General features: G+C 36.6%; 23 protein-coding genes, 1 pseudogene and 2 other annotated features. Of the genes and pseudogenes, 7 read left to right on the plus strand and 17 right to left on the minus strand.

Annotation, left to right across the window (positions count from 1 at the left end; genetic code table 11):
* The first annotated feature begins 10 nt into the window (after positions 1–10).
* Entirely contained in the window at positions 11–1552 is a 1542-nt protein-coding gene (locus AC1Q51_RS12670; protein ID WP_090975843.1) for a SagB family peptide dehydrogenase, read from the plus strand.
* Positions 1553–1644: 92 nt separating this feature from the next.
* Positions 1645–2235, plus strand: a complete 591-nt coding sequence (locus AC1Q51_RS12675; protein WP_063546875.1) for a class I SAM-dependent methyltransferase — start codon at positions 1645–1647, stop codon at positions 2233–2235.
* Positions 2236–2264: 29 nt separating this feature from the next.
* Here the strand turns inward: AC1Q51_RS12675 and AC1Q51_RS12680 are convergent, their stop codons facing one another.
* The 3 genes from AC1Q51_RS12680 to AC1Q51_RS12690 form a co-directional block, all read right to left on the minus strand.
* Complete coding sequence (locus tag AC1Q51_RS12680; protein WP_000996806.1) at positions 2265–2675, minus strand: DUF3908 family protein; 411 nt, start codon at positions 2673–2675, stop codon at positions 2265–2267.
* 296 nt (positions 2676–2971) lie between these two features.
* The gene (locus AC1Q51_RS12685; RefSeq protein WP_075718285.1) at positions 2972–3460 is read right to left on the minus strand and encodes a GNAT family N-acetyltransferase; all 489 of its coding nucleotides are present in this window, start codon (positions 3458–3460) and stop codon (positions 2972–2974) included.
* Positions 3461–3560: 100 nt separating this feature from the next.
* Complete coding sequence (locus tag AC1Q51_RS12690) at positions 3561–4895, minus strand: CoA-disulfide reductase (protein WP_001110229.1); 1335 nt, start codon at positions 4893–4895, stop codon at positions 3561–3563.
* Positions 4896–5094: 199 nt separating this feature from the next.
* Here AC1Q51_RS12690 and AC1Q51_RS12695 point away from each other — a divergent pair, with 199 nt between their 5' ends.
* Entirely contained in the window at positions 5095–5517 is a 423-nt protein-coding gene (locus AC1Q51_RS12695; RefSeq protein WP_098256697.1) for a hypothetical protein, read from the plus strand.
* Between the two features lie 45 nt (positions 5518–5562).
* Here the strand turns inward: AC1Q51_RS12695 and AC1Q51_RS12700 are convergent, their stop codons facing one another.
* Together AC1Q51_RS12700 and AC1Q51_RS12705 are read right to left on the minus strand one after the other, a co-directional pair.
* Positions 5563–6798 (minus strand): TcaA 3rd/4th domain-containing protein, encoded by a 1236-nt coding sequence (locus AC1Q51_RS12700; RefSeq protein WP_098284178.1) that lies wholly within the window; start codon positions 6796–6798, stop codon positions 5563–5565.
* A gap of 19 nt (positions 6799–6817) precedes the next feature.
* Entirely contained in the window at positions 6818–7603 is a 786-nt protein-coding gene (locus tag AC1Q51_RS12705; protein ID WP_098329504.1) for a zinc ribbon domain-containing protein, read from the minus strand.
* 196 nt (positions 7604–7799) lie between these two features.
* Between AC1Q51_RS12705 and AC1Q51_RS12710 the strand changes: the two genes are divergently transcribed.
* Positions 7800–8633: a hypothetical protein gene (locus tag AC1Q51_RS12710; RefSeq protein WP_098329503.1), complete on the plus strand. Its 834-nt coding sequence runs from the start codon at positions 7800–7802 to the stop codon at positions 8631–8633.
* Between the two features lie 14 nt (positions 8634–8647).
* Here AC1Q51_RS12710 and AC1Q51_RS12715 read toward each other — a convergent pair whose 3' ends face one another.
* The 10 genes from AC1Q51_RS12715 to trpE all read right to left on the minus strand — a co-directional run bounded on the left by AC1Q51_RS12715 (position 8648) and on the right by trpE (position 17837).
* Positions 8648–9331, minus strand: coding sequence for a DUF2278 family protein (locus tag AC1Q51_RS12715; RefSeq protein WP_098329502.1), 684 nt, complete (start codon positions 9329–9331; stop codon positions 8648–8650).
* Between the two features lie 90 nt (positions 9332–9421).
* Positions 9422–10921, minus strand: coding sequence for an L-lactate permease (locus AC1Q51_RS12720; RefSeq protein ID WP_327642780.1), 1500 nt, complete (start codon positions 10919–10921; stop codon positions 9422–9424).
* 114 nt (positions 10922–11035) lie between these two features.
* Positions 11036–11395 (minus strand): DUF4029 domain-containing protein, encoded by a 360-nt coding sequence (locus AC1Q51_RS12725; RefSeq protein WP_000946150.1) that lies wholly within the window; start codon positions 11393–11395, stop codon positions 11036–11038.
* A gap of 73 nt (positions 11396–11468) precedes the next feature.
* Positions 11469–12245: a tryptophan synthase subunit alpha gene (gene trpA, locus AC1Q51_RS12730; protein ID WP_098235207.1), complete on the minus strand. Its 777-nt coding sequence runs from the start codon at positions 12243–12245 to the stop codon at positions 11469–11471.
* Between the two features lie 3 nt (positions 12246–12248).
* Positions 12249–13442 (minus strand): tryptophan synthase subunit beta, encoded by a 1194-nt coding sequence (gene trpB, locus AC1Q51_RS12735; protein ID WP_001105035.1) that lies wholly within the window; start codon positions 13440–13442, stop codon positions 12249–12251.
* A complete protein-coding gene (locus AC1Q51_RS12740; protein WP_000865141.1) occupies positions 13439–14053 on the minus strand; it encodes a phosphoribosylanthranilate isomerase in 615 nt (204 codons plus the stop codon). Before AC1Q51_RS12740 ends, trpB begins: the two co-directional genes overlap by 4 nt.
* Positions 14050–14811, minus strand: a complete 762-nt coding sequence (gene trpC, locus AC1Q51_RS12745; protein ID WP_151527528.1) for an indole-3-glycerol phosphate synthase TrpC — start codon at positions 14809–14811, stop codon at positions 14050–14052. Before trpC ends, AC1Q51_RS12740 begins: the two co-directional genes overlap by 4 nt.
* Position 14812: 1 nt before the next feature.
* Positions 14813–15838, minus strand: a complete 1026-nt coding sequence (gene trpD / locus AC1Q51_RS12750; protein ID WP_151527529.1) for an anthranilate phosphoribosyltransferase — start codon at positions 15836–15838, stop codon at positions 14813–14815.
* The gene (locus AC1Q51_RS12755) at positions 15835–16422 is read right to left on the minus strand and encodes an aminodeoxychorismate/anthranilate synthase component II (protein ID WP_098235203.1); all 588 of its coding nucleotides are present in this window, start codon (positions 16420–16422) and stop codon (positions 15835–15837) included. Before AC1Q51_RS12755 ends, trpD begins: the two co-directional genes overlap by 4 nt.
* The gene (trpE, locus tag AC1Q51_RS12760; protein WP_141549191.1) at positions 16419–17837 is read right to left on the minus strand and encodes an anthranilate synthase component I; all 1419 of its coding nucleotides are present in this window, start codon (positions 17835–17837) and stop codon (positions 16419–16421) included. The genes AC1Q51_RS12755 and trpE overlap by 4 nt, the downstream gene beginning before the upstream one ends.
* Before the next feature lie 52 nt (positions 17838–17889).
* Positions 17890–18134: a binding site (T-box leader), on the minus strand.
* A 42-nt stretch (positions 18135–18176) separates the two neighbouring features.
* Positions 18177–18414, minus strand: a binding site (T-box leader).
* Positions 18415–18870: 456 nt separating this feature from the next.
* Between trpE and putP the strand changes: the two genes are divergently transcribed.
* Both putP and AC1Q51_RS12770 read left to right on the plus strand, forming a co-directional pair.
* Complete coding sequence (putP, locus tag AC1Q51_RS12765) at positions 18871–20349, plus strand: sodium/proline symporter PutP (protein ID WP_053564997.1); 1479 nt, start codon at positions 18871–18873, stop codon at positions 20347–20349.
* Between the two features lie 156 nt (positions 20350–20505).
* On the plus strand, positions 20506–20904 hold the full coding sequence (locus AC1Q51_RS12770; RefSeq protein ID WP_075718265.1) for an Ig-like domain-containing protein: 399 nt from the start codon (positions 20506–20508) through the stop codon (positions 20902–20904).
* A gap of 24 nt (positions 20905–20928) precedes the next feature.
* Here the strand turns inward: AC1Q51_RS12770 and AC1Q51_RS12775 are convergent.
* Positions 20929–21323: pseudogene (locus AC1Q51_RS12775) on the minus strand (PH domain-containing protein).
* Between the two features lie 75 nt (positions 21324–21398).
* On the minus strand, positions 21399–22310 hold the full coding sequence (locus tag AC1Q51_RS12780) for a DMT family transporter (protein ID WP_016082441.1): 912 nt from the start codon (positions 22308–22310) through the stop codon (positions 21399–21401).
* Positions 22311–22514: 204 nt separating this feature from the next.
* On the opposite strand from AC1Q51_RS12780, the gene AC1Q51_RS12785 reads away from it, so the two are divergent.
* Positions 22515–23246, plus strand: a complete 732-nt coding sequence (locus AC1Q51_RS12785) for an alpha/beta hydrolase (protein ID WP_000084015.1) — start codon at positions 22515–22517, stop codon at positions 23244–23246.
* Positions 23247–23318 lie beyond the last annotated feature (72 nt).

A 23318-nucleotide genomic window follows, 5' to 3' on the forward strand; every position in this document is an offset into this window, starting at 1 on the left:
GAGGGATTTCATGCAGCTAGATACTTTTTTACATCATCTCCATTTCTCTATTGATGAAATTATGCCGAATCATGAGGTGGACTGGAAAGACGCACCGCTTCCTTATAAATTATATCGAAATGTACCTACCATCCCGCTCTCCTTAGAAATCCCGTTATCTTTATCGAACTCTTCTACTACACCTACTCTAAATGAGATTGGTCACTACCTTTGGTATTCATTTGGTGTAACACAATTATGTCAGCTAAATAGCGAGAGAAATGTATTACGCAGATCCATTCCTTCAGGCGGTGCTTTATATCCGAATGAATTGTATATCTATTTAAAGATTGACGATTATCCAGACGGCATTTACCATTATGACGCCGCGCATCACCGACTTATTTTACTTCGCGAAGGAAATTTCGATTCTTATTTAGCAGACGCACTCGGTAATCGCTGTAATATACATGATTGTTTCGGTGCCGCATTCGTATCCACTATGTTTTGGAAAAACTTCTTTAAATACAATAACTTTTCATATCGCCTTCAAGGATTAGATAGCGGGGTTCTCATTGGACAATTACTAGAATGTGCAAAACAGTTCGGTTATACGAACGGCGTATACTTTCAATTTCTAGACCGTGCACTGAACCATTTACTCGGATTGTCAGAAGGTGAAGAAAGTGTGTATGCCGTTATTCCTTTAAGTACAGAGCCAGAAACTAATTGGTTTCACAATGATTACCGTGAAAATAAAACAGTTACTTCTCATGAGTTGTTGCAACAAATTCCGCCACTCGCACATGAACATTTCGTTCGCTCAAAACATGTAAATGAACATCCGATGATAACAAAAATAAATGAAGCTTCTATGATTGAATCGACAGAACACTTCCAAACACTACATCATGAAGAGCACTATCAACATAATACGTACGCTGTACAGCTACCGAAAGTAGAACGGTTATCGTATGATTTCCTACAACTTTGTAAAAAACGATATTCTCCTGATGCGGACTTTATTTTAACGAAATGGGATGCAGCTGAGCTCGCTACTTTACTACAAGAAGCGAGCCTCTCCTTCCCCTATTACAGCGACCTTGATGGTAAGTATGTAAATGAAAATGCACGCGTCTCATTATATGGATGTTTCTATAACGTAAAAGATATAGAAAACGGTGCTTACACTTATAACAGGAAAACACATTCCATACAACCAATTCGGTATGGGGACCTTCGTTATCTCCTTCAATCTAGTATGACGATGGATAACGTAAACCTTTTTCAAGTACCACTTTGCTTACATGTAGTCGGAAAGAAAGATTACTATACAAATGCATTAGGCTATAGAGGATACCGTATTCACCAAATGGAAGCTGGTATCCTCGTTCATAAACTCGTTTTTGCTGCAACTGCTATGGGGATGGGCGGGCATCCTTTACTAAGTTTTGATACAAATTCATGTGATCAATTGTACGGAATTGATGCTGGGAATGAAACGTCTCTTATTCAAGTTCCAGTTGGGGCATATCGGGCGCGGAATTGGTTAAAAGGGGCTTTGCATAATTAGAAGCACGCCGGTAGACGGCGTGCTTTTTTTAAAGGACTTAATTTATAAAAAGCGAAATGAGTATATATTCTTACATAAAAGGAGAATGTAACTTGAACATTTTACAACGATTAATTCAGCAAGCAAAAAACCCTCGCGGGACAATTGGTTCTTCCATGCTTTGTATTATGAACGCTGCACATATGAGACTAACAAATTGGGGATTACAAAAAATACATATACGTAAAGATGCAATTACTTTAGATATTGGTTGTGGCGGCGGCAAAACAATACATACTCTTTCAAAACGAATTCCATTTGGGAAAATATATGGAATTGATTATTCAGATCAAGCTGTTGAAAACTCAAAGAAAGCCAATATACAGGACGTAAAAAAAGGAAAAGTAATCATTCATCAGGCAAGTGTCTCCTCTATTCCTTACAATACAAACTTCTTCGATCTCATAACCGCTTTTCAAACACACTACTTTTGGCCCGATGTGGAACAAGATATAAAAGAAATATTTCGCGTCTTACAACCGAATGGATCTTTTTTATTAGTAGCTGAAACTTTCAAAATTCAATATCATATGGAGAAATGGAAAACGAATGAAGAATTAATAAACCTATTTTATAAAACAGGATTTACAAGTGTGAAATGCTATGAAGAAAGAGGTTGCCTTTGTGTAATAGGAATTAAGTAAAAAGCAGACCCTTTGAGGTCTGCTTTTTACTAGATTAACTTAAAAATACTCTTAATTTGTCTAGCAAATAACCAATTTTTCGTACCGTAGTTATCATTTAAACTATCTAAATTAATAGATTGTCCGTTAGCAAACTTTAATTCTAACGTTGTATTTTTGTCATTTGTTTTTAAATTACTATTTGTAATGGCATCATACTTTAATTTTTCAATCTCAATATATTCGTCTTTTTCTTGTCCGATCACGACATGGTCTTGGAAGAAGAAAAATACTTCTACTTTTTTACCGAAACAAAATACATTTTTCGTATAAATTAATGTCGCGTTATCAAGTCCGACACATACTTCTTTCATTTCTTCCACAACGTGTCCAAAGTCTTCTTCATGTCTTGTATTTGATTCAACAATCCATTCTTCGATTGTTTTCATATTAATTGCCATACTGCGCCCCCTGGTTCGTTCATTGCTTCGTTAAAAAAATAAATACTATATGAAAATATAAGCGATTAGTAATATGTTTTCAAGGGGGAACGGTATATTCAAAATAAAGCGAAACTTTAATCAATAGGGGTCTTCATCCCCACTGATTATTAGTTGAACCAATCGGGCTTTTACGGGCAGTTGATCCCCCACCTAACTTCTTTGCTTTCGCTGGATTTTGAGGTGGGGGTCTTACTGTCCGCAAATAGCGGGATAAAGTTAAATTTCAAAGTAATATAAAAGGAAAACCAATTTCATTAAATTTTAAACGTTTGAACGAGACATTCTTCATCATCAATTAACTGCTCTCTCTCATCAAATTCAATGTTCAGTTTTTTATATACTTTCTTCCAAAACGACACTGCTGGTACATTTTTTACAAGTTCGATAACGAAATATTGTCCTCTTTTCTCTTCTAGTAAATTCTCAACAGCTTGTTTACCTATTCCTTTTCCTTTATATTGATTCAATATGAAAATATCATTAATACCAAAATCATTTTCCTTCTTCAAAAACGGACGTTCCAGTAGTAATAAGAATCCTACAATACTATGATCAACTTTTATAAAATACGGCGTGATTCCGTCATTTTTCCAAAATATATGCAAATCTTCGTATTCAAAAAATCCGTTCGCTCCGATAGTTATATTCATAGTGAACTTAGAAAGGTCATGAAGATATAAAGCGTACAAATTACGTAATATTTCTTTTTCTGATTCTTGAACTTTTTGAAGTGCTACAATCATAAAAAAACTCCCCTTCCTCATATGTAACTATTTCCCAATCCTCTTCATTCGACAAAAATGATAATTCCCCTTTAACAAAAAAATAGCACTTTAAAAAGTGCTATTCTGCTCTCCTTGCCGCTTGCTGAATTGGATCCCAAACGCTGTTATATGGTGGTGCATAACTTAAATCGACATCTTCTAAATCATGAATGCTCATTTTATTGAAAAGTGCCATCGCGATCACATCAATACGTTTATCTACGCCTTCTTCTCCAATTACTTGCCCGCCCAATAATTGTTTCGTATCGGAGCGATATAGTAATTTCAAGTAAAGTGGTTTTGCATTTGGATAATAGCCCGCCATATTTGTAGAATCTACTTTGACCGTTTTATACGGAATGTGTAGCCCTTTTGCTTCTTTTTCATTTAACCCTGTTCTTGCGAGTGTCAAATCCATAAATTTAATAATGCCTGTGCCTAACGTACCTTTAAAAGCTCTTCGTTTATCAAGCATATTCAGTCCAGCAAGTCGCCCTTGCTTATTGGCAGTCGTTCCGAGCGGGATATGATCATGAATTTCCTTTATAACGTGGTAATGTGTTGCGCAATCACCGGCTGCATATACGTCTTGCACATTTGTTTGCATATATGCATTTACTTCGATTGCTCCTTTATGATTCTTACGTATATTTGTCCCTTCAAGAAAATCAGTATTTGGCTTCACTCCAACCGACACTAAAACAAGATCTGCTTTATACGTACCTTTATCCGTTTCGATTGCTTCTACTCGTTCATTTCCTTTAAATGCTTTTACATTTTCATTCGTTAAAATTTCAATATGATGCTTATCTGCTTCTTTATGTATGTACTCTGCCATATCTGCATCATAAATCGTACCGATATGATCATTTCGCTCAATCATTCTTACTTTCTTACCAAGTTCGACGAATGTTTCTGCCATCTCAAGTCCAATGGCACCACCGCCAATAATCGTTACATCTTCAACTTTATTCGTTTCTAGCGTTTTTAATATGCGCTCAGCATCAGGAATTGTTTTTAAAAGATGAACGCCTTGTAATTCCCGTCCTTCCCATTCTGGCATAACAGGACGCACTCCAGTCGCAATTAATAATCGATCATATGGAAATTCAAAGACATCCTTCGTCTTCGTATGCTCTGCGTACACCATTTTCTTTTCCGTATCTACTTTCGTTACTTCATGACGCACTTTCGCATCAATTCCATATTTCTCACGAAACGTCTTTACGTTGCGCGCGATTAACTTTTCAGTTGAAGCGATAGCACCACTAATGACATACGGTAATCCACACTGAGCGTATGAATAAATTTCACCTTTTTCTAAAGTTACAACATTTGCATTTTCATCGTTTCTAACAATTTGCATAGCTGCACTCATACCAGCTGCATCTCCGCCAATAATGACATAGTTCACTTTACCACTCCTTCTTTTTTACATACTCTTTACGTTTTCCATATTTTATAGAAATAACACCTACTTCCATTGTAAAGAAAGAGAATTTCATCTTCAAATTTGGTGCACAAACTTATGTATGAATAGGTAACTGTCGTGTCTTATAAACAACATGTTTAATATGCTATAACAGTTAGTATTGAAAGTAGGTGAAATATACATGTGCGCTGGTCTTCTCGCTCAGTTTCCAGAGGAACCGAAAGAACCGAAAGCCGCCCTCCCGCTTGAACAAGAATTTACTGTTAATGCAACATTATACAGTGCTCGCGCTTGGTTATCAGACAATGACACTTTCTCTCAAACTATTTGGAAAGCCACTCGCTTCGCTTCTGCATCACACGCTGGTAAGTCCATCTTCCCCGTAGGTACTGTTAAAATTGTAAATGTTTCTGATGATACTATAACGGTTACTATATCATCAGAATCAGACGATGCGCTTAAAATAATCGTTCCTCCTCATTCTGAAGCTGCCTTAACGTCTAGTTCTTTATCTGATGTGCAAGCCAGTACATCAGGGGGAGCAAGTAAAGTCACATTTCTCTTTCATATCTTTTTCTCTAGGGATCCTGGTCCAGCTAAATAATCATAAAAAGGTACAGTAATATACACTGTACCTTTTTCCCGCGCTCTATTCTCTTGATTTAATTAGTTCAATATTATAAGTTTCGATATCTGTTAACTTTCCTGTAAAATAAGGATTTTCTCTATACCAAGACTGTTTTGCAAAATACGCTTGCATATCTTTCGTTTGAAAAATATGTCCATGCCTTGCATATATTTCATTTCTAGCAATTTTCAACTGTTCTTTCGATAAATAGGTTAAATCTGCGCTCGTTAATTTTCGAATATCACTATCTGGAAAGATGAAACCATTATATACATATCCAGTCGCGGGCGTTGGAGTAACATTATAAACAACTGTTTTTTCTGCACTTTTCGTTTGGAATGGAAGATTATAAGACGAAAGTGCTGTTACCGTCTCTACTTTTGTCGTTTCTCGTCCATTTTCTCCATTTCGTTCTAAATAAATCTTCGCACTTCCATCAGTCGCTACAGGCCCCCATGTAATTTCTTCTCCTGCAAGCGCTGTAACTGGTTTTTGATTTACGTACAATGTTGCACCAGGCGCGTTCGTTTGAACTGTAATATATTGACCTTGCAACGTTAAATCTATCGTTACGTTATTTTGACTTTGTTTCATAAGTACAACCTTTTCCTCACGAGATAGTTTTACATAGTCATTTTTATATTCTGATTGAAACACTTGATTTCCCGGAAGAAATGGCCCATATTGCTTCTCAAACTTTTTGTCATCTGTCTTATCAATTTCTTTTCCGTTCATTTTTAACGATACGTCTTTTTCATTTGTAAGCAAAGTTGTATAGTACGTCTTCGCTTTCAATTTATACCGATCAAATATAAAGAAATACTTTCCGTCTTTCGTTAATGAAAAATCAGCTCTTTCTATTCCGTCCCGTTGTTTTTCACCTTGTCTCAAATATTCTTTTAATTCATTTACGTAAGATGGATTTTCTTTTATATATGAAAATAGAGGCGTTAAACTCTCTCTCGTTATCATAACTGATGGATCATCTGCCGTAACGATCTCAGCTAATTTCTCTCCGTCCCGCTCTTGTAAAATCGTAATCATCCGGTCTACTTGTGCCACCTGCGTATAATACGATGATCCGTACAAATACAATCCAATAATCGCTATAACAAATAGTGCTAACAGTGTAATACCAACTTTTGTACCACTGCTCATGTTCTTCTTTACTACAGGACTTCCCCTCTTCATCCCGCAGTTTTGACAAAATTGCACACCATCTTCAAACTGAACTCCGCACTTTGTACATACATTCATTCAGTCAACCACCTTTTCATTAGAAGCCAGTTATTCCCTGTGTTAAGGCTTGAATTATCGTGCTAATGTAAGACCAAAGTACAATGAACGTTGCAATTCCAATTAAAACATTTGCAATAATAAGTGTGTAAACGAGATCTAATCCACCATTGTCTAGTTTTAATACGGCTACAGTTATACTAATCCCTATATAAGTTGCAACTACCGATAATAATATCGGTAAGAAAAAGATTAATAAAAAACTAAAAAGAAAAGAAAGAACTAATATGACAATAGCCGGCGTCGCTATCGTTCCCCATATACCAAATACTTCAAGAAACGAAAAAGATGATTTCATCATCTTACCACTTACAAAAATAATAAATCCGACAAATAAAGTTAAAATTAATAAAAAGAAAAAGACCGTTATAGATTCTCCAAAAAACGTGGGAGTAGATATATCTGGTGCAAATGTTCTCGTAACTGCTGATGCTGCACTCATCATTCTATAAAAAATACATGCTCCTAAAAAACAAATAAGAACAAGACTTACAATTCCATTTCGTACTTCAATAGCGCCGCTTTGCATAATCGCTGTCGGTGCTTGTAATGCATGTTTAAAAAATTGAAAATAGCCGCTCGCAAACCGCTTCGCTTGCTCTACCGTTTCATTTTGCCGAGCTTCCTTTGCTTGTGCCGCACGTGCTTGTTCCGGCCCTTCTTCTTGGCCACTACTTGCCACTACTTCTTCCGTTAACGAATGTCCACAATTCCCGCAAAATTTTGCCTCCGCTGCATTTTCTGTATGACATGACGGACATTTCATTCTCTTATCCCTCCTTAAGGATATACCGTATAGGGTGTTACAAATTCAATATATGAATTTGTACATAAAACATGACTACAAGAAAAAGATTCTGAAATCCTTCTTCCGAAAGAAAATATATGTGCTAGTAATCTTGAAAAAAAATGCTATTATGAAACAGAATAAATAATATTTTTAACAGATTGGATGACTGGCAATGGAATTGGTAAACTCAATTTTTCAAATACTCCTTACAAGCGTAATCCAATTATTATCTTTAATTGGCGTTATCATTGTAATTGGATTTCTATTAGGCTATTTAGAATCTCTCACACGCATGTATTGGTCGAGAGCTTTTGGAAGAAAAGGATTCCTATTAACGGCTTGGGTCGGTGTTCCGATTCACGAACTTGGACATGCCATTATGTGCGTACTGTTCCGTCATAAAATTGTGGCGACTCAGTTCTTCCCAACAGATACAAGTCAAGGGGCTTTAGGTTATATACAACATCAATACAATCAAAAAAGTGTGTATCAACGAATTGGGAATTTCTTTATCGGCATTGGGCCTATTATTTCTGGTATTACTGCATTAATCCTTTTAATGCGCTATTTCGTACCAGAATCATATTTTTTATTTAATACAACTCTCGAAAAAACGATTGCTTCTACTTCTATTAATGTAGAAATGATTCAAAACATGCTCTTGTCGACGTTTGTATTATTGAAAAGCTTATTTACAATCGGCAATTTATTGAATCCTTCCTTTTGGTTATTTTTATTTATCGCCATTTGCATTTCCGCACATATCGCTTTAAGTAAACCAGACATTAAAGGATCAATAGACGGTGTTGTCGTCATGTTTATCGTGTTATTTTTATTCAACATAATAGCAGGACTGTTTCAATACGACAGTAATCAGATAATTGGACAGGTTATGAAATATAATATGTATCTCATTGCATTTTCTAGTGTGGCACTGCTGTTCTCTTGTCTTTCTACACTCGTTAGTTTTTCGTTTTATAAAATAAGAAGAGGGCGTTCTTTTTGAACGCCCTCTTCTTATTAATTATTCCCCTTATAATCACAATGCTCAACAGGCACACGAGCATGCCCCTCTTCATCGGTACACCATGACTGTGATTGGAATGCAAGAAAGATACCAATCCATTCTTCTTCCTTTTCAAAGTGAATAAGTATTCCTCCATCTTGCCAGATGCCATCATCACCTTGCCATTTTTCTACATTCCCTTGATTCATGTGAATATCATGTATACCGTTTCCTGGTTTGAAATGAAAATAAGAATCTGATGTGTTTTCTTCTGGTCCCCATCTTTCGCCAAACGCGTAAATAATTGCTTTTTCTTCCATCGCTCGCTTTATATAACGTTCTATTTTTTCGTTTAAATCATTATCTGCTCCTGCTTTTTCGGGAGGCAAAGGAATCATTTGTTTTGAGTCAAATAGATTTCCTCTTACATAATCTAAAGCTACTTTCGGTTCATTATTTTTTACTTCCGTAAAACCAAATGGTAATGTCGGTAAAATATGAATCGCCTCTGACCTAATATTGTTATTCGCAAAATATAAAACTTCTGACGGATAACTTTGCGACTTTACGTTAATAGCAATACGATAATCTACTCCAGTCTCGCCCTGTAAATGAACTTGATAATGAGGTGTCTTCCCTTTTCCAATCTTTGATTGTATAACTGTACCTTTTAACACACCGTAGTTTTTTAGGGGCATACATTTCATCTCCTATTCATCTAGTAGAAGCTATTCATATTTAAATCATTATCCACTCATAAAAAAAATCCTCCTATGTTAGGAGGATTTTTAATTTCTCAACATATACCAAACAATAACTTCTACCATTACAAGCAAAACCGCACCAAAGATCATTAACGTCGTCTTCTTTAACAGTTCATTTTCACGGTAAGGAATATTACATAAGTAAGCACCTAGTGTAATCCGTGACGGGCAAGCGATTGTCGCTACTGATGATGCGGTGTTTTGCAGTGTTGTGACGTATTGCCACGGGAGTGCTACGTTTTGTGCGGTTTGCATTTGTAGTTTTATAAACATTGCATTTGATCCTGCGTTACTACCTGTTAAAAATCCACCAATAGCGCCAATAAACGGAGCAACGAAAACGAAAAAGGTTCCAAATGTATCACCAGCTGTCTTTGCGAGTAATGAATGCATGCCTGATGCACCCATTAGTTCTGAAATGGCGATAAACATTGTCGTAGTAATAGCAAAAGGAATCCATTGTTTGATCGTTTGCGAGAGTGATTGTTTAATAATATTAGACGGGATGCGGAAGAAAATAATAGTAAATAAGCAAGTCATACCGAGCCAAAATCCTGGTGAATATAGTAACTCTAGTTTGTAAGAGTATGATTTCAAATCAAGAACCGCATATGATCTGAACAAATCATGTAATGCTGGAACGAGGCGAGAAAGTAAAATACAAACTGTTAGAAATATATAAGGGCTAATAATTTTTATAATGGATACTTCTCTCTCCGTTGCAGCCGCATGTTCTGTTATAAGATTTTGCCCACTTTTTCCTTTTAATTTAATGATAAGAAAGCCAAATGTAATCGTTACGATAGAACTTAATATCCCGGCTAGTTCAACACTTACGTACGCATTAGAAAGATAGATTCCGAGAGAAAATAATAGAAAGAATCCTACGCCTTCTTTCCACTTTTCTATAACCGCTTGCCAGCCGCCAACAACGTGTAAAGAAAGAATAACAAAGTAAGCAAACATCGGAATACTTAATAGCGCTGTATTTGTACCAAGTGTTGTAAGAGGCATATTTATTAGCTGCGAACCGATAATCGTACCAGTTGCCATTGCGCCCCATGAACTAGCTAGTAAGCCGATAAATGAGAGCAGTACAGCTTGAAATGGTTTATATCCTAGTGAAAGAAAAATAGGTGCTGCAACCATGAAGCCAATTCCGAATCCACTTACCGATTCAATTAGTGGGCAAATACCAAAGCACATAAGAAGCATTTGTAATAAACGATCTTGCGTCACTTCTTCTAAAAAACGCGCTACTTGGTCGATGTACCCCATTTTGTTCATGAGGTGAAATAAAAAAATACCGAAAAATAAAACGTACCCGACAATAAAACAAATTAACCATCCTTTAATCGTTGCGTGCACAGTTTCACTTATCCCTAATTGAAACATTGGCGAGAGTAAAACGATTCCAACAGACACAGCATAAGAAATTAACGAAGACCTTAATGACGTTTGTTTAAATAAAAATAAACAAATGAAAATCATCATAATTGGGATAAGTGCCAACAATATGGCCATGTTATCATCTCATTTCGTTTAAAATACAATTTTTAACTATTATATAACAGATGTTGTAATTTTCAATTGTTTTTAAGACAGATTTAAAAAAGGAGCCAAACGGCCCCTTTTCATTCACTCCCATTTTCTATTATCCTGAAAAACTGTCTGCTGTCCGATTATTTTTTTCAACACAACAAACACAATGTAAGTACATATTGCTTGCAATGCAATATTCCAAAATTTCATTAATGTAAATGAATGAATCCGTAGAAATAATTCGTTTAATAATACAATCGAAACGATACTAAATAATTCTATACTAATCGAAAATAGACATATTTCTAAAATAGACTGTTCTTGAATGCGATTTAAGTTGGAAAAGATAAATACATATCCTAAAAATAGAGCCATCAACTCTATTTTCGTCATGCTAATGAGCCAAGCGTATAGCGGTACAGTTAAAAGAAGATATAGTAGTTTACGTCTTAGCATGCCTTCTCACCCTCTAGATTATATGTATTTTCTGTATATTTTAACATTTATTACGCAAAACAAAAAGAAGAGACTACGCCTCTTCTTTTTGTTTTGTTGCCTGTATTAATTCACATATTTCTTCTCGTTTTTCATTTTCTAATAACTCAATCACTTTACTTCCAACGACAACACCGTCACATATTGTAACCATTTCTTCTACATGTTCTTTTGTTGAAATGCCAAATCCAGCGACTACTGGTAAGTTGACGTGTAATTTTACTTTTTCTAAGTAACTATGAATCTCCTCTTTAAAGTTTTGACGTACTCCCGTTACGCCCGCTACTGTAACAGCATAAACGAACCCTTCTGATTCACTCGTGATTTTTCCAATTCTTTCAATAGGGCTCGTTACGGTAACGAGTGGAATAAGCGCAATGTTTGCCTCTCGAAGTAACGGCGCAATAATATTTTGTTCTTCATACGGTAAGTCTGGAACGATAATACCATCCACACCGGCCTCTAAGCACTTCTCTACAAATCGTTCTTTTCCGAATGCGAGTACTGGATTTAAATATGTCATGAGTACAAACGGAATTTGCACTTCTTTCCTTACCTCTATTAATGCTTGAAAAATACCTTTTACTGTTACACCGCTATCTAGCGCTCGTTTCCCTGCTCTTTGAATCGTTGGACCGTCTGCGACTGGATCCGAAAACGGAATGCCGATTTCAACGATGCTCGCTCCTGCTTCATCTAAAAAACGAATTCTTTCTTTTAATTTTTCAAAGCCACCATCTCCGCCCATTACGTACGGAATAAATGCTTTCTTACCATTTTCAAACGCTGCTTTAATTTTTTCTACTCCCATTTTTTACACCTCTTCCATATAACGTTTTATACTCTCTACATCTTTATCACCACGGCCAGATAAACAAATAACAAGTCCTTCATCTTCCTTCATTTTCGGAGCTAATTTTAATGCGTATGCGACAGCATGCGAGCTTTCTAACGCCGGGATAATGCCTTCTTTTTTCGTTAATAATTGAAATGCTTCTAATGCTTCTTCGTCTGTTATCGAATGATAAGAAACGCGGCCAATATCTTTTAGCAAGCTATGTTCTGGACCAACACCTGGATAATCAAGTCCTGCTGAAATAGAGTGTGCTTCTTGAATTTGTCCTTCTTCGTTTTGCAGAAGATACATCATTGATCCGTGGAGAACGCCAACGCTTCCTTTCGTTAAAGTTGCTGCATGCTTTTCTGTATGAACGCCTTTTCCAGCTGCTTCTACGCCGTAAAGAGCAACTTCTTCATCGTGTACGAACGGATAAAACATCCCCATCGCATTACTACCACCGCCAATACAAGCAACGACTGCTTCTGGTAACTTTCCTTCTAACGCCTCATATTGTTTTTTCGTTTCATTTCCAATTACACTTTGGAAATCACGGACAATTTGCGGGAATGGATGTGGTCCGAGAACAGATCCCATAATGTAGTGCGTATCATGCACATGTGAAACCCAGTAACGAAGCGCCTCGTTTACCGCATCTTTTAATGTACCGCTACCTGCCGCTACACTTTCTACTTTCGCTCCGAGTAATTCCATTCGGAACACATTTAATTTTTGACGTCTTACATCTTCTTCTCCCATAAAAATGACGCATTCTAATCCGAGAAGAGCACATACAGTAGCTGTTGCAACTCCGTGTTGTCCAGCTCCTGTTTCAGCGACAACTTTTTTCTTGCCCATTCGCACTGCAAGTAGTGCCTGACCGATTGTATTGTTAATTTTATGAGCTCCTGTATGATTCAAATCTTCACGTTTTAAATAAATCTTTGCCCCACCGCAATACTTCGTCATATTTTCAGCATAATATAGCGGTGTTTCTCTTCCGACGTACGTTTTTAAATAATGATTTAATTCCTTTTGAAATGCTTCATCTTGCATCGCTTCTTTATATGCTTCTTCTAGTTCTAGTACAGATTGCATTAACGTTTCTGGAACGTATCGTCCTCCGTATATACCGTAATGTCCTTTTTCATCTGGATATGCGTAGTTCATTTGGAACACTCCTTCGCTTTTATAATAAATTGTTTTATTTTCTCTACATCTTTCTTTCCTTCTGTCTCTACTCCGCTGCTCACATCGACCATATACGGCCGAACAGTTCGAATTGCTTCTTCTATATTAAGAGCGTTTAATCCACCAGCTAATATCATTTTCTTTCGCAATTCTTTTGGCATATCTCTAAGTAGTTCCCATGAAAATGTCTTTCCATTTCCTCCATGAAACTTTTCTTTCGGGCTATCAAATAATATATAATCCGCTTCATACCCTTGGGCGTTTTTCATATCACTCTCTGAAGTTACTCCTAGTGACTTTATAGACGGAATATTCAATCTTCTAATTTGATAATTGTCTTCATCCCCATGTAGTTGTACATGTGTTAACCCGCACTCATCTGCAATTTTCTGGATCACTTCTACTGATTCATTTACGAAAACACCGATTTTTAACACGTTGGCTGGAAGCTCCTGAATGATTTCTTCCGCTCTCTTTGGAGTGATTTCCCGCTTACTTTCTGCAAAAACAAATCCGAGTGCATCTGCGCCATATTCGCACGCACTTTTCGCTGTTTCCACATCAGTGATGCCGCAAATTTTCACTTTCATATATTCACCTTACAATCTTCAAAAAAACTACTAATAGAAGATGATGTCATAAGCGCCTCTCCAACTAATACACCTTCGGCTCCAGCTCTTTTAACACGAATAATATCTTCTTTTGAATGAATGCCACTTTCACTAATCCAAAGTAGTTTCTCCTCATTCAATCTTTTTCCAAGCTTTTCAGTTTGGCTTAAATCTACTTCGAACGTTTTTAAATTACGATTATTAATGCCAATAACGTGCGGATTTAATACAATCGCAGTTTCTAATTCCTGTTCATCATGAACTTCAACAATCGCTTCTAATCCTTTTTCTAACACGTGGCTATACAGCTCTTTTAACTTCTCTTTCGTTAACGCTGCTACGATTAGTAAAATAATATCTGCTCCCGCTTCATACGCTCTATCGATTTGAATCTTATCGATTATGAAATCTTTACATAAAAGCGGAATGTTACTTTCTTCTCTTGCTGTTTGTAAATCGTGAAACGATCCTTTAAAAAATTGACCATCTGTTAAAACAGATACTGCTCCTGCACCACATTTCTCATATGTTCCCACTTGTTTTCGTACGTCAACGTGTAAATTGATATCTCCTTTTGATGGTGATGCTCGCTTTACTTCTGCAATGACAGTAAACTGCTGTAACGCTTCTACAAGTGAATGTGTCTTTCTTTTTGTTTTTACTGGTGTATATATTTCATATAACTCCGCAACTTCCTTTTTCTTCTGTTCTAAAATTTCATCTAAAATCGTCCCCACTTTAGTTCACCCTTTCTAATTTTTCGTTGCTTGCTACAATTAATAAGTTTAATTTGGCTAATGCTTTTCCAGAGTCAATGCTATGTGCCGCGAGTTTAATTCCTTCTTCAATCGTTTCCGTTTTTCCATTTGCGAAAAGAGCTAGACCTGCATTTAATAAAACGGTATCGCGATAAACACTCTTTTCTCCGCTCAATACGCCGACTGTAATCTTTGCATTTTCTTTTGAATTCCCCCCTCTAATTTCTTCATTTTTCACTCTTGAAAAACCATACTTTTCTGGATCAATACTCATTTCCACTATTTCATTATCTTTTAAAAGGACTACGTGATTTTCCCCTTGTAATGATGCTTCATCTAAAAAACCACTTCCATTTACGACAAGTGCTTGTTTCCGGCCTAACTTTTGTAATACTTGCGCAACTGGTAATAACATATCTCGTTTATAAATACCGACAAATTGTGTTTCTAAATTCACTGGATTTGTTAAAGGGCCAATTAAATTAAAGATCGTCGGCACGTTTAACTCTTTTCTTATTTTCATAATGCGCCTTAGTGCTGGATGCATCGCTGGTGCAAATAAAAATGCAATGCCCACATGCTCTAGTAAATAATCAATTTCGCTTGGCGTACTGCTAATATTTACACCTAATTCTTCTAATAAGTCCGCACTTCCTGTTTTACTAGAAACAGCACGATTACCATGTTTTGCAACCTTTACACCTGCTCCTGCCAGTACGAATGCTGAAGTTGTGCTAATATTAAACGTTTGAGCACCGTCACCACCCGTCCCGCAATTGTCCATTGCTCCTTGTATATGGTTCGAAAACGGCAATGCCTTTTCGCGAAGAGCTCGAACAAGGCCGTATATTTCTTCTGCAGTTTCACCTTTCACTTTCAGTAAGACTAAGAAAGCTGCAATTTCACTTTCTAATATGTTTTCACTTAATAAAAGTAGTCCTGCTTTATACATTTCCTCTTCTGTTAAATGTTGACCCTCCACTAATTTACGAAGATAGTTATTCATACTCTTTCCTCCTCTTTTACTTCTGTTAAAAAGGCAAGTATTAACTTTCCGCCTTCTTCTGTTGCGATTGATTCCGGATGAAACTGTAATCCGAAGAGCGGATAATAATTGTGACGAACTGCCATAATTTCTCCATCGTCCATCGCTGTCGCTAGTATGTCAAAACACTTTGGCAAGCTCGTGTGCTCTGCAACAAGGGAATGATAGCGCATCGCCGTTAGCGGCTGTGTAGCGTATGAAAAGATTGACGTTCCGTTATGTTTCACACGCGATGTTTTTCCGTGTTTAATACGTTCTGCTCTAACAATGTCTCCTCCAAATGCAGCTATGATCGCTTGGTGGCCTAGACAAATCCCTAATATGGGAACGTTCTTATAAAAATGGCGGATGACATCGATACAAATGCCAGCATCCTCTGGTTTTCCTGGTCCTGGTGAAAGTACAATTCCTCTTGGATTCATCTCTTCTAGCTGTTCTATCGTTATTTGATCATTTCTTACGACTACAATATCTTCTTCGTATTCACCTAACAGTTGATACAAGTTATAAGTAAATGAATCATAATTATCAATTAGTACAATCATTTCATTACCTCCAATAGTGCTCTCGCTTTATTTAACGTTTCTTCATATTCAGCTACTGGGTCTGAATCATAAACAATTCCCGCTCCTGCCTGAACGTATGCTTTTTCACCCTTTACGACCATCGTTCGAATAGCGAGCGCCATATCAAGATTCCCTGAAAAACTAACGTATCCAACTGCACCCGCGTATACATTTCTTTTTTCATTCTCTAGCTCATTTATAATTTCCATCGCTCTAATTTTCGGAGCTCCCGACACTGTTCCTGCTGGTAGACAATACGCTAATGCATCAAATCCACTCATTTGTTTTCGCAATGTTCCGTAAACTTCAGATACAATGTGCATAACGTGAGAGTATTTTTCTACTTTCATATATTTATCTATCGTAACCGAGCCGATTTCGCTCACTCTACCAATATCGTTTCGCCCAAGATCTACAAGCATCATATGCTCTGCTCGCTCTTTCTCATTGTCTAACAGTTCTTTTGCGATTTCCTCATCTTCCCTCTTCGTTTTCCCTCTCGGTCTTGTACCAGCAATTGGATTCGTCATTACTTTATCCTCCCTTACTGATAGCAAACTTTCCGGTGAAGAACCGAGTACAACATAATCTTGAAAATCGATATAGAACATATATGGTGATGGATTTGCAATTCGAAGTTTTCGGTATAACGCGAATGGATCACCAATACATTCACTTTGTAAACGCTGTGACAGTACGACTTGGAATATGTCTCCGGCTCTTATATGTTCTTTCGCCATTTCTACCATCTCACAAAACTCTTTTTCCGTTATAGAAGAAGTGAATGATAATGTGGATTGTATTGCATTTACTTCAGTTTCTTCTCCTTGTAGCACTTCCTCTTTGTATACTCGTAGCCTTTCGTATACTTCCTCATAATCTGCTGAATCATCTTCCCTGCATACATATACAAACGACAATCTTTGGCGTAAATGATCGTAAACGATAAACTCACGATATAGTAAGAGGTGTACTTCCGGAATATTTAATGGGTCGTGTAAATCCGCTCCAATGTTTTCATACTGCCGAATGACATCATATCCAATATAACCAACTGCTCCTCCGCAAAATGGAAATGGGCTGTCTACTTGTGATGGTGCGATTATTTCTTCTAACACTTGTAGTACGTTACCTTGTAACTTTTCTGCCCGGCCGAAAATCGTTCGTTCTACTTCCGTACCAACGCTTTTTACTTCTCCATAAGGATTACATCCTAAGTAAGAATAACGCCCTTTATCTTGATGAAGCTGTGAACTTTCTAATAAAAATTTCTTCTTTCCTTTCATACGTCTATATAAAGAAATTGGCGTAATGCTATCTCCTTCTTCTTCAGTAATTACTAAAAATGTCTTTCTCTCTCTTTTTTGTTTTATAAATTCTTCTTTCGTCATCATGTCCTTCACCTCACTCTGAAAAATAAAAAAGTCCCCTACATATCGAAAATATGTAGAGGACGATAAATATACCGCGGTACCACCTCGTGTTGGATGCAAAAGCATCCCGCTTTGTTCAGGTACAAATTTTATACCTTATCCTTGTAACGGCGGAACCCGGGTTGCCTACTAAAAATAATTGTTCAGCATACCTCTCGTAAGCCCATTCCGTATATGGCACCGTACCGGGCTCCCACCTATTCCCGGCTCTCTGTAACGTCTCCAATATACGTACTCTTCTTACTTAAACGATTTCATTTATTTAATTTTTTATACACAAAAAGGGAGTACTCATCCTATAGAAAGGACGGGTACTCCCGTGGTGCCACCTTAATTCGTTACAAATGTAACGCACTTTACCGTATCAAAAACAATACGTGTCTCTTGTATCGATGAGATCATGTCGCCAAAGCCTACTTCTTTCGTTTCGGTTTGGAAGCTCCGAAGCCCATTCCACATCAATTCCATACTGATTCGCACCAACCATCAGCTCTCTGACATGTTCATCATGTGTACTCTTCTTCATCAACGCTTGCATTTTTTTAAGTTGCACTCATTATAGACCTGACTTTTTTCACAAGTCAATACTTTTTTAAAAATTTTATTTTTCTTTCCTTTCAATATTATATTGACAAAACAACCTCTTTTTATGTAAATATAATAAATACTCTATTAAAAATAAGGTTTTTTGTATGAATATTATATATTAAAAAAGTAAAATAACATCAAAAAAACGCTTACATTTCTGAAAATTCGTATTTCTATATGGATTTTTCAGAATAATCATGATAGATTATAAAGTGAAACTTTAATCAGTAGAGGGTGTTCATCCCCACTGATTATTAGTTGAACCAATCGGGCATTAACGGACAGTTGATCTCCCACCTAACTTCCTTGCCCAGCCAATTTTAAGGTGGGAGTTTTGCTGCCCGTTAATGCGGGATAAAAATATGCATAACCCATCAAAAGACCTGACAAAAGAAAGGGGAACTACATGAGTACGCAGATGTTAACTTTAACTTCTATCTCTATTTACATGCTCGGGATGTTAGTAATCGGCTATTTCGCCTACAAACGAACGTCCAACTTAACAGATTATATGCTTGGCGGGCGTACACTAGGCCCCGCAGTAACAGCATTAAGTGCTGGAGCATCCGATATGAGTGGTTGGCTTTTAATGGGATTACCCGGTGCAATGTTTAGCGTTGGATTAAGTAGTAGTTGGATTGCGATCGGCCTAACACTAGGCGCATATGCAAACTGGCTTTATGTCGCTCCTCGCTTACGTACCTACTCAGAAATTGCAAGCAACTCTATTACTATTCCAGAATTTTTGGAACACCGTTTCCACGACAAATCTCATATGCTACGCTTAGTATCCGGACTTGTTATTATGATTTTCTTTACTTTTTATGTAGCTTCAGGATTAGTTTCAGGCGCTGTATTATTTGAAAATTCATTTGGCATGAACTATCATGTTGGATTATTCATTGTTGCAGGCGTTGTTGTCGCTTACACATTATTTGGTGGTTTCTTAGCAGTAAGTTGGACAGACTTCGTACAAGGAATCATTATGGTAGTCGCTCTTATTCTTGTTCCTATCGTAACAATTATGAATTCGAACGGACTTGGACCTGCATTTGATACAATTCGATCTGTAGATCCAACACGTCTAGATATTTTTAAAGGTGCCTCTACTTTAGGAATGATTTCTCTATTCGCATGGGGCCTTGGTTATGTCGGACAACCTCATATTATCGTACGCTTTATGGCAATTTCTTCTGTAAAAGAACTTAAAAGTGCACGAAGAATTGGTATGAGCTGGATGATTTTCTCTGTTGTTGGAGCTATGTTTACTGGTCTTATTGGTATTGCTTACTATTCACAACAAGAGTTAACATTATCTAACCCAGAAACAATTTTCCTTGAACTTGGAAAAATTTTATTCCACCCACTTATTACTGGATTTTTATTAGCCGCTATTTTAGCAGCGATCATGAGTACAATCTCATCTCAGTTACTCGTTACTTCTAGTGCCGTAACGGAAGACTTATATCGTACATTCTTCAAACGTTCTGCATCTGATAAAGAACTTGTATTTGTCGGTCGTATGGCTGTGCTTGTTATTGCCTTAGTTGGGTGCGCTTTAGCGTTTAAACAAAATGATACGATTTTAGCTCTTGTTGGGTACGCTTGGGCTGGTTTTGGTTCTTCATTTGGACCTGCTATTTTATTAAGCTTATATTGGAAACGTATGACGAAATGGGGCGCGCTTGCTGGTATGATTTCTGGTGCCGCTACTGTTATTATATGGACTCAATTCAAATTCTTAAAAGATTTCTTATATGAAATGATTCCAGGTTTCGCTATTAGTTTACTAGCCATCGTAATTGTTAGTTTACTAACACAACCTTCAAAAGAAGTTGAAGAGCAATTTGAGGATTTCGAAAAACAACATCGTCATAATTTATAAAAAAAATCTCTGCTGTTATCGTAACAGCAGAGATTTTTTACAGTTCGACAATCTTCTTATCAAATTTAACAAATTCTTTATGTTTCGTTAAATTTAACATAACACTACTCCTTTATAGTATGAGTATCAGCACTTATACAGAAAGGGGACTCCAACATGTTAGCAGCTTTCCAGCAACAACAAACACGAAAATTTTCACCTATCACAAATACTTCTGCGTCTTGTTTAAACATGCAACCTAACCCGCCTAAAATTTCAATTGCTCCTTCTGTTATTTCAGTCATCGGTGTTCATATGGAAAAACATAAATTAAAAATAAAAACGGGACAAAACATTGTGTTATCAGCTTCCATTTTGCCAATACAAGCAACGCATAAAGAGCTTATTTGGTCAAATATGAATTCTGATATCATCACCATATATCCAAAAGGCGACACCGTGACAATTACTGGAAAAAGCGCAGGTAGAGCAGTCGTAATTGTCACAACTGCTGAAGGCAAATTCCGTGACCTATGTGTCATTCATGTACAACCTTATATGACAAATCCAAAGTAAAAGAGTGGCTTTGTAGCCACTCTTTTACTTGATTTCAATATTTGAGTTTTTACTTTTTACAAGATTAATAAATTGTTCTTTATTTCTTGGAGAAATAATTTCTGCTTTATATGTATCGTAAACAATTTCAAGTCGGTCAAATGATAATGCATGGGCTGCTATTGGATTTTTCGTATTTGAAATTTGTTTTATATCTCGTATAAAAATACGTTTTGTAACGTGACCCGATCTAATCGTAATTATTTCTTCCCGGGCAATATATTTTGCCAAAAAACAACTCCAGCTAAACAACATTGCTAATGGAATTGTAAAAAGCAAAAGAAAATATTCTCTCCCTACAAAAATTGGTGCAAAACAAGCACCCAAAACAATAAAAAAATTGGATATAACCATGTATCTTTTTTTGATGGAAACTCCATTTCCCTCCCCCTTCTACGCCCGTATTTCTAAAAAAAAAAAGAGAAGTATCACAACTTCTCTTTTCTCCCCTAACACTATAATTCCTGTGTGTACACCGGCTCGTTTACGACATTTTTTGATGTTCGCTTTTGTTGCTGCAGTAAGAAAACAGATACACCAAACAATACGAGCATGCTACCGATAATTTGCATTGCATTTAATTTTTCTCCAAGTAAGAAGAACGCAAGTATAGATGCTCCAACAGGTTCTCCTAAAATACTCATTGAAATTGTCGTTGCATTTACATAATTTAATAGCCAGTTATTAATTACATGTGACACTGTCGGCACAACCGCAAGTAAAAGAAAAACGGTCCAATCCCACTTCGTATAACCTGTAAAGGGGACTTGCAATATGACATTATAAATCCCCATAAAAAGACCTGCGAATGCAAAGACTGTAAAGCTATAAATCCAGTGTGATACTTTCTTTACTGTCGTTTGCCCGATAAATAAATAACCGACAACTGCTATTACACTTAGAAAGGATAATATGTCTCCATAAATTGCTTGCTTACTTAAACCTAAATCTCCCCAACCAATGCACATTACGCCTAGAATAGCGATTCCCATCGTTGCAATGGCTGAATATGTTGTTCTTTCTTTGAACAGAAAAAAACCTCCAACTAAAGATACGATCGGTTGAAGTGCCAAAATAATTGTTGAACTAGCAACTGTTGTATGCTTTAAAGATTCAAACCATAAAAGAAAATGAAGTGCTAAAAAGAAACCAGATCCAATTAAAAAGCCCCAATCTTTCATTTGAATCCTATTAAATTCCTCTCTTTTTTTCCATACGATAGGCAGCATAATAAGTACGATAATCCATAAGCGGTACATACTTAATATTGAAGATGGTGCTGAGGACATCTTTACAAAAACTGCTGCAAAGGAAATAGCAATTATAGAAATAGCCAATGGTAGTGCGATTGATTTTTCTTGTTTCAAATCCTGTCTCCCCTCTCACCTGTCAAAAATCCCACTTCATTATATCCGTTTTCTTTCGTAACTTAAATACTAATTTTTTAGATTCTTCGTACCATTATGGTAAAATAGAAATTAAGGCACCAATTAGTGAATATTTATTTCCTTTTTCACTACAAGCGTCGCTCTTACAATCGTTACAGTAAATTTTTATTTAGGGGGATCTACATGAGTCAAACAATAGGGAGAATTGAAGAAATTTCATTTTATAGCGCATCACTTCAAGAAGACGTTACGCTTCTCGTTTATTTGCCAGTAAATTACACACCACTGCACAAACATACAGTTGTAATTGCACAAGATGGTAGAGATTATTTTCAGCTTGGTAAAGCGCACCGTGTAATTGAGCGCCTTCGTGAAACTGAAGAAATTGACCGTACAATTATTGTCGGTATTCCATATAAAAATGTACAGGATCGTAAAGAAAAATATTTCCCAAGTGAAGTGAAAAATGCTGCATATATTCGTTTCCTTGCTCATGAACTTGCACCATATATTGATGAAAATTATCCAACGTACCAAATGGGAAAAGGTCGTGTTTTAATTGGTGATTCTCTTGGCGGAACAGTTTCCTTTATGACTGCACTTATGTATCCGCATACATTCGGTAAAGTCGTTATGCAATCACCATTTGTGGATGAGACAGTGATGAACTTAGCAAAAGACTTCAAAGATCCACAAGCATTAGAACTGTATCACGTCATTGGTACAGAAGAAACGGCTGTAAAGCGTACTGATGGACAAGTATCTGATTTCGTAGAACCAAACCGTGAGTTAAATACACTTCTCACAGATAGAAATTTCATTACGCATTACGAGGAGTTTGAAGGTAATCATACTTGGAAATATTGGCAAACTGATTTACCGAAAGCCTTCTCTCATATTCTATCAATGAAATAATAGAGAGCAGTATTCAGAATAATTTGATATAATAGATAAAGAGATTTATTTATCTCAAAATCTAACTAGACT

This window comes from Bacillus sp. MT94, from assembly GCF_058792475.1.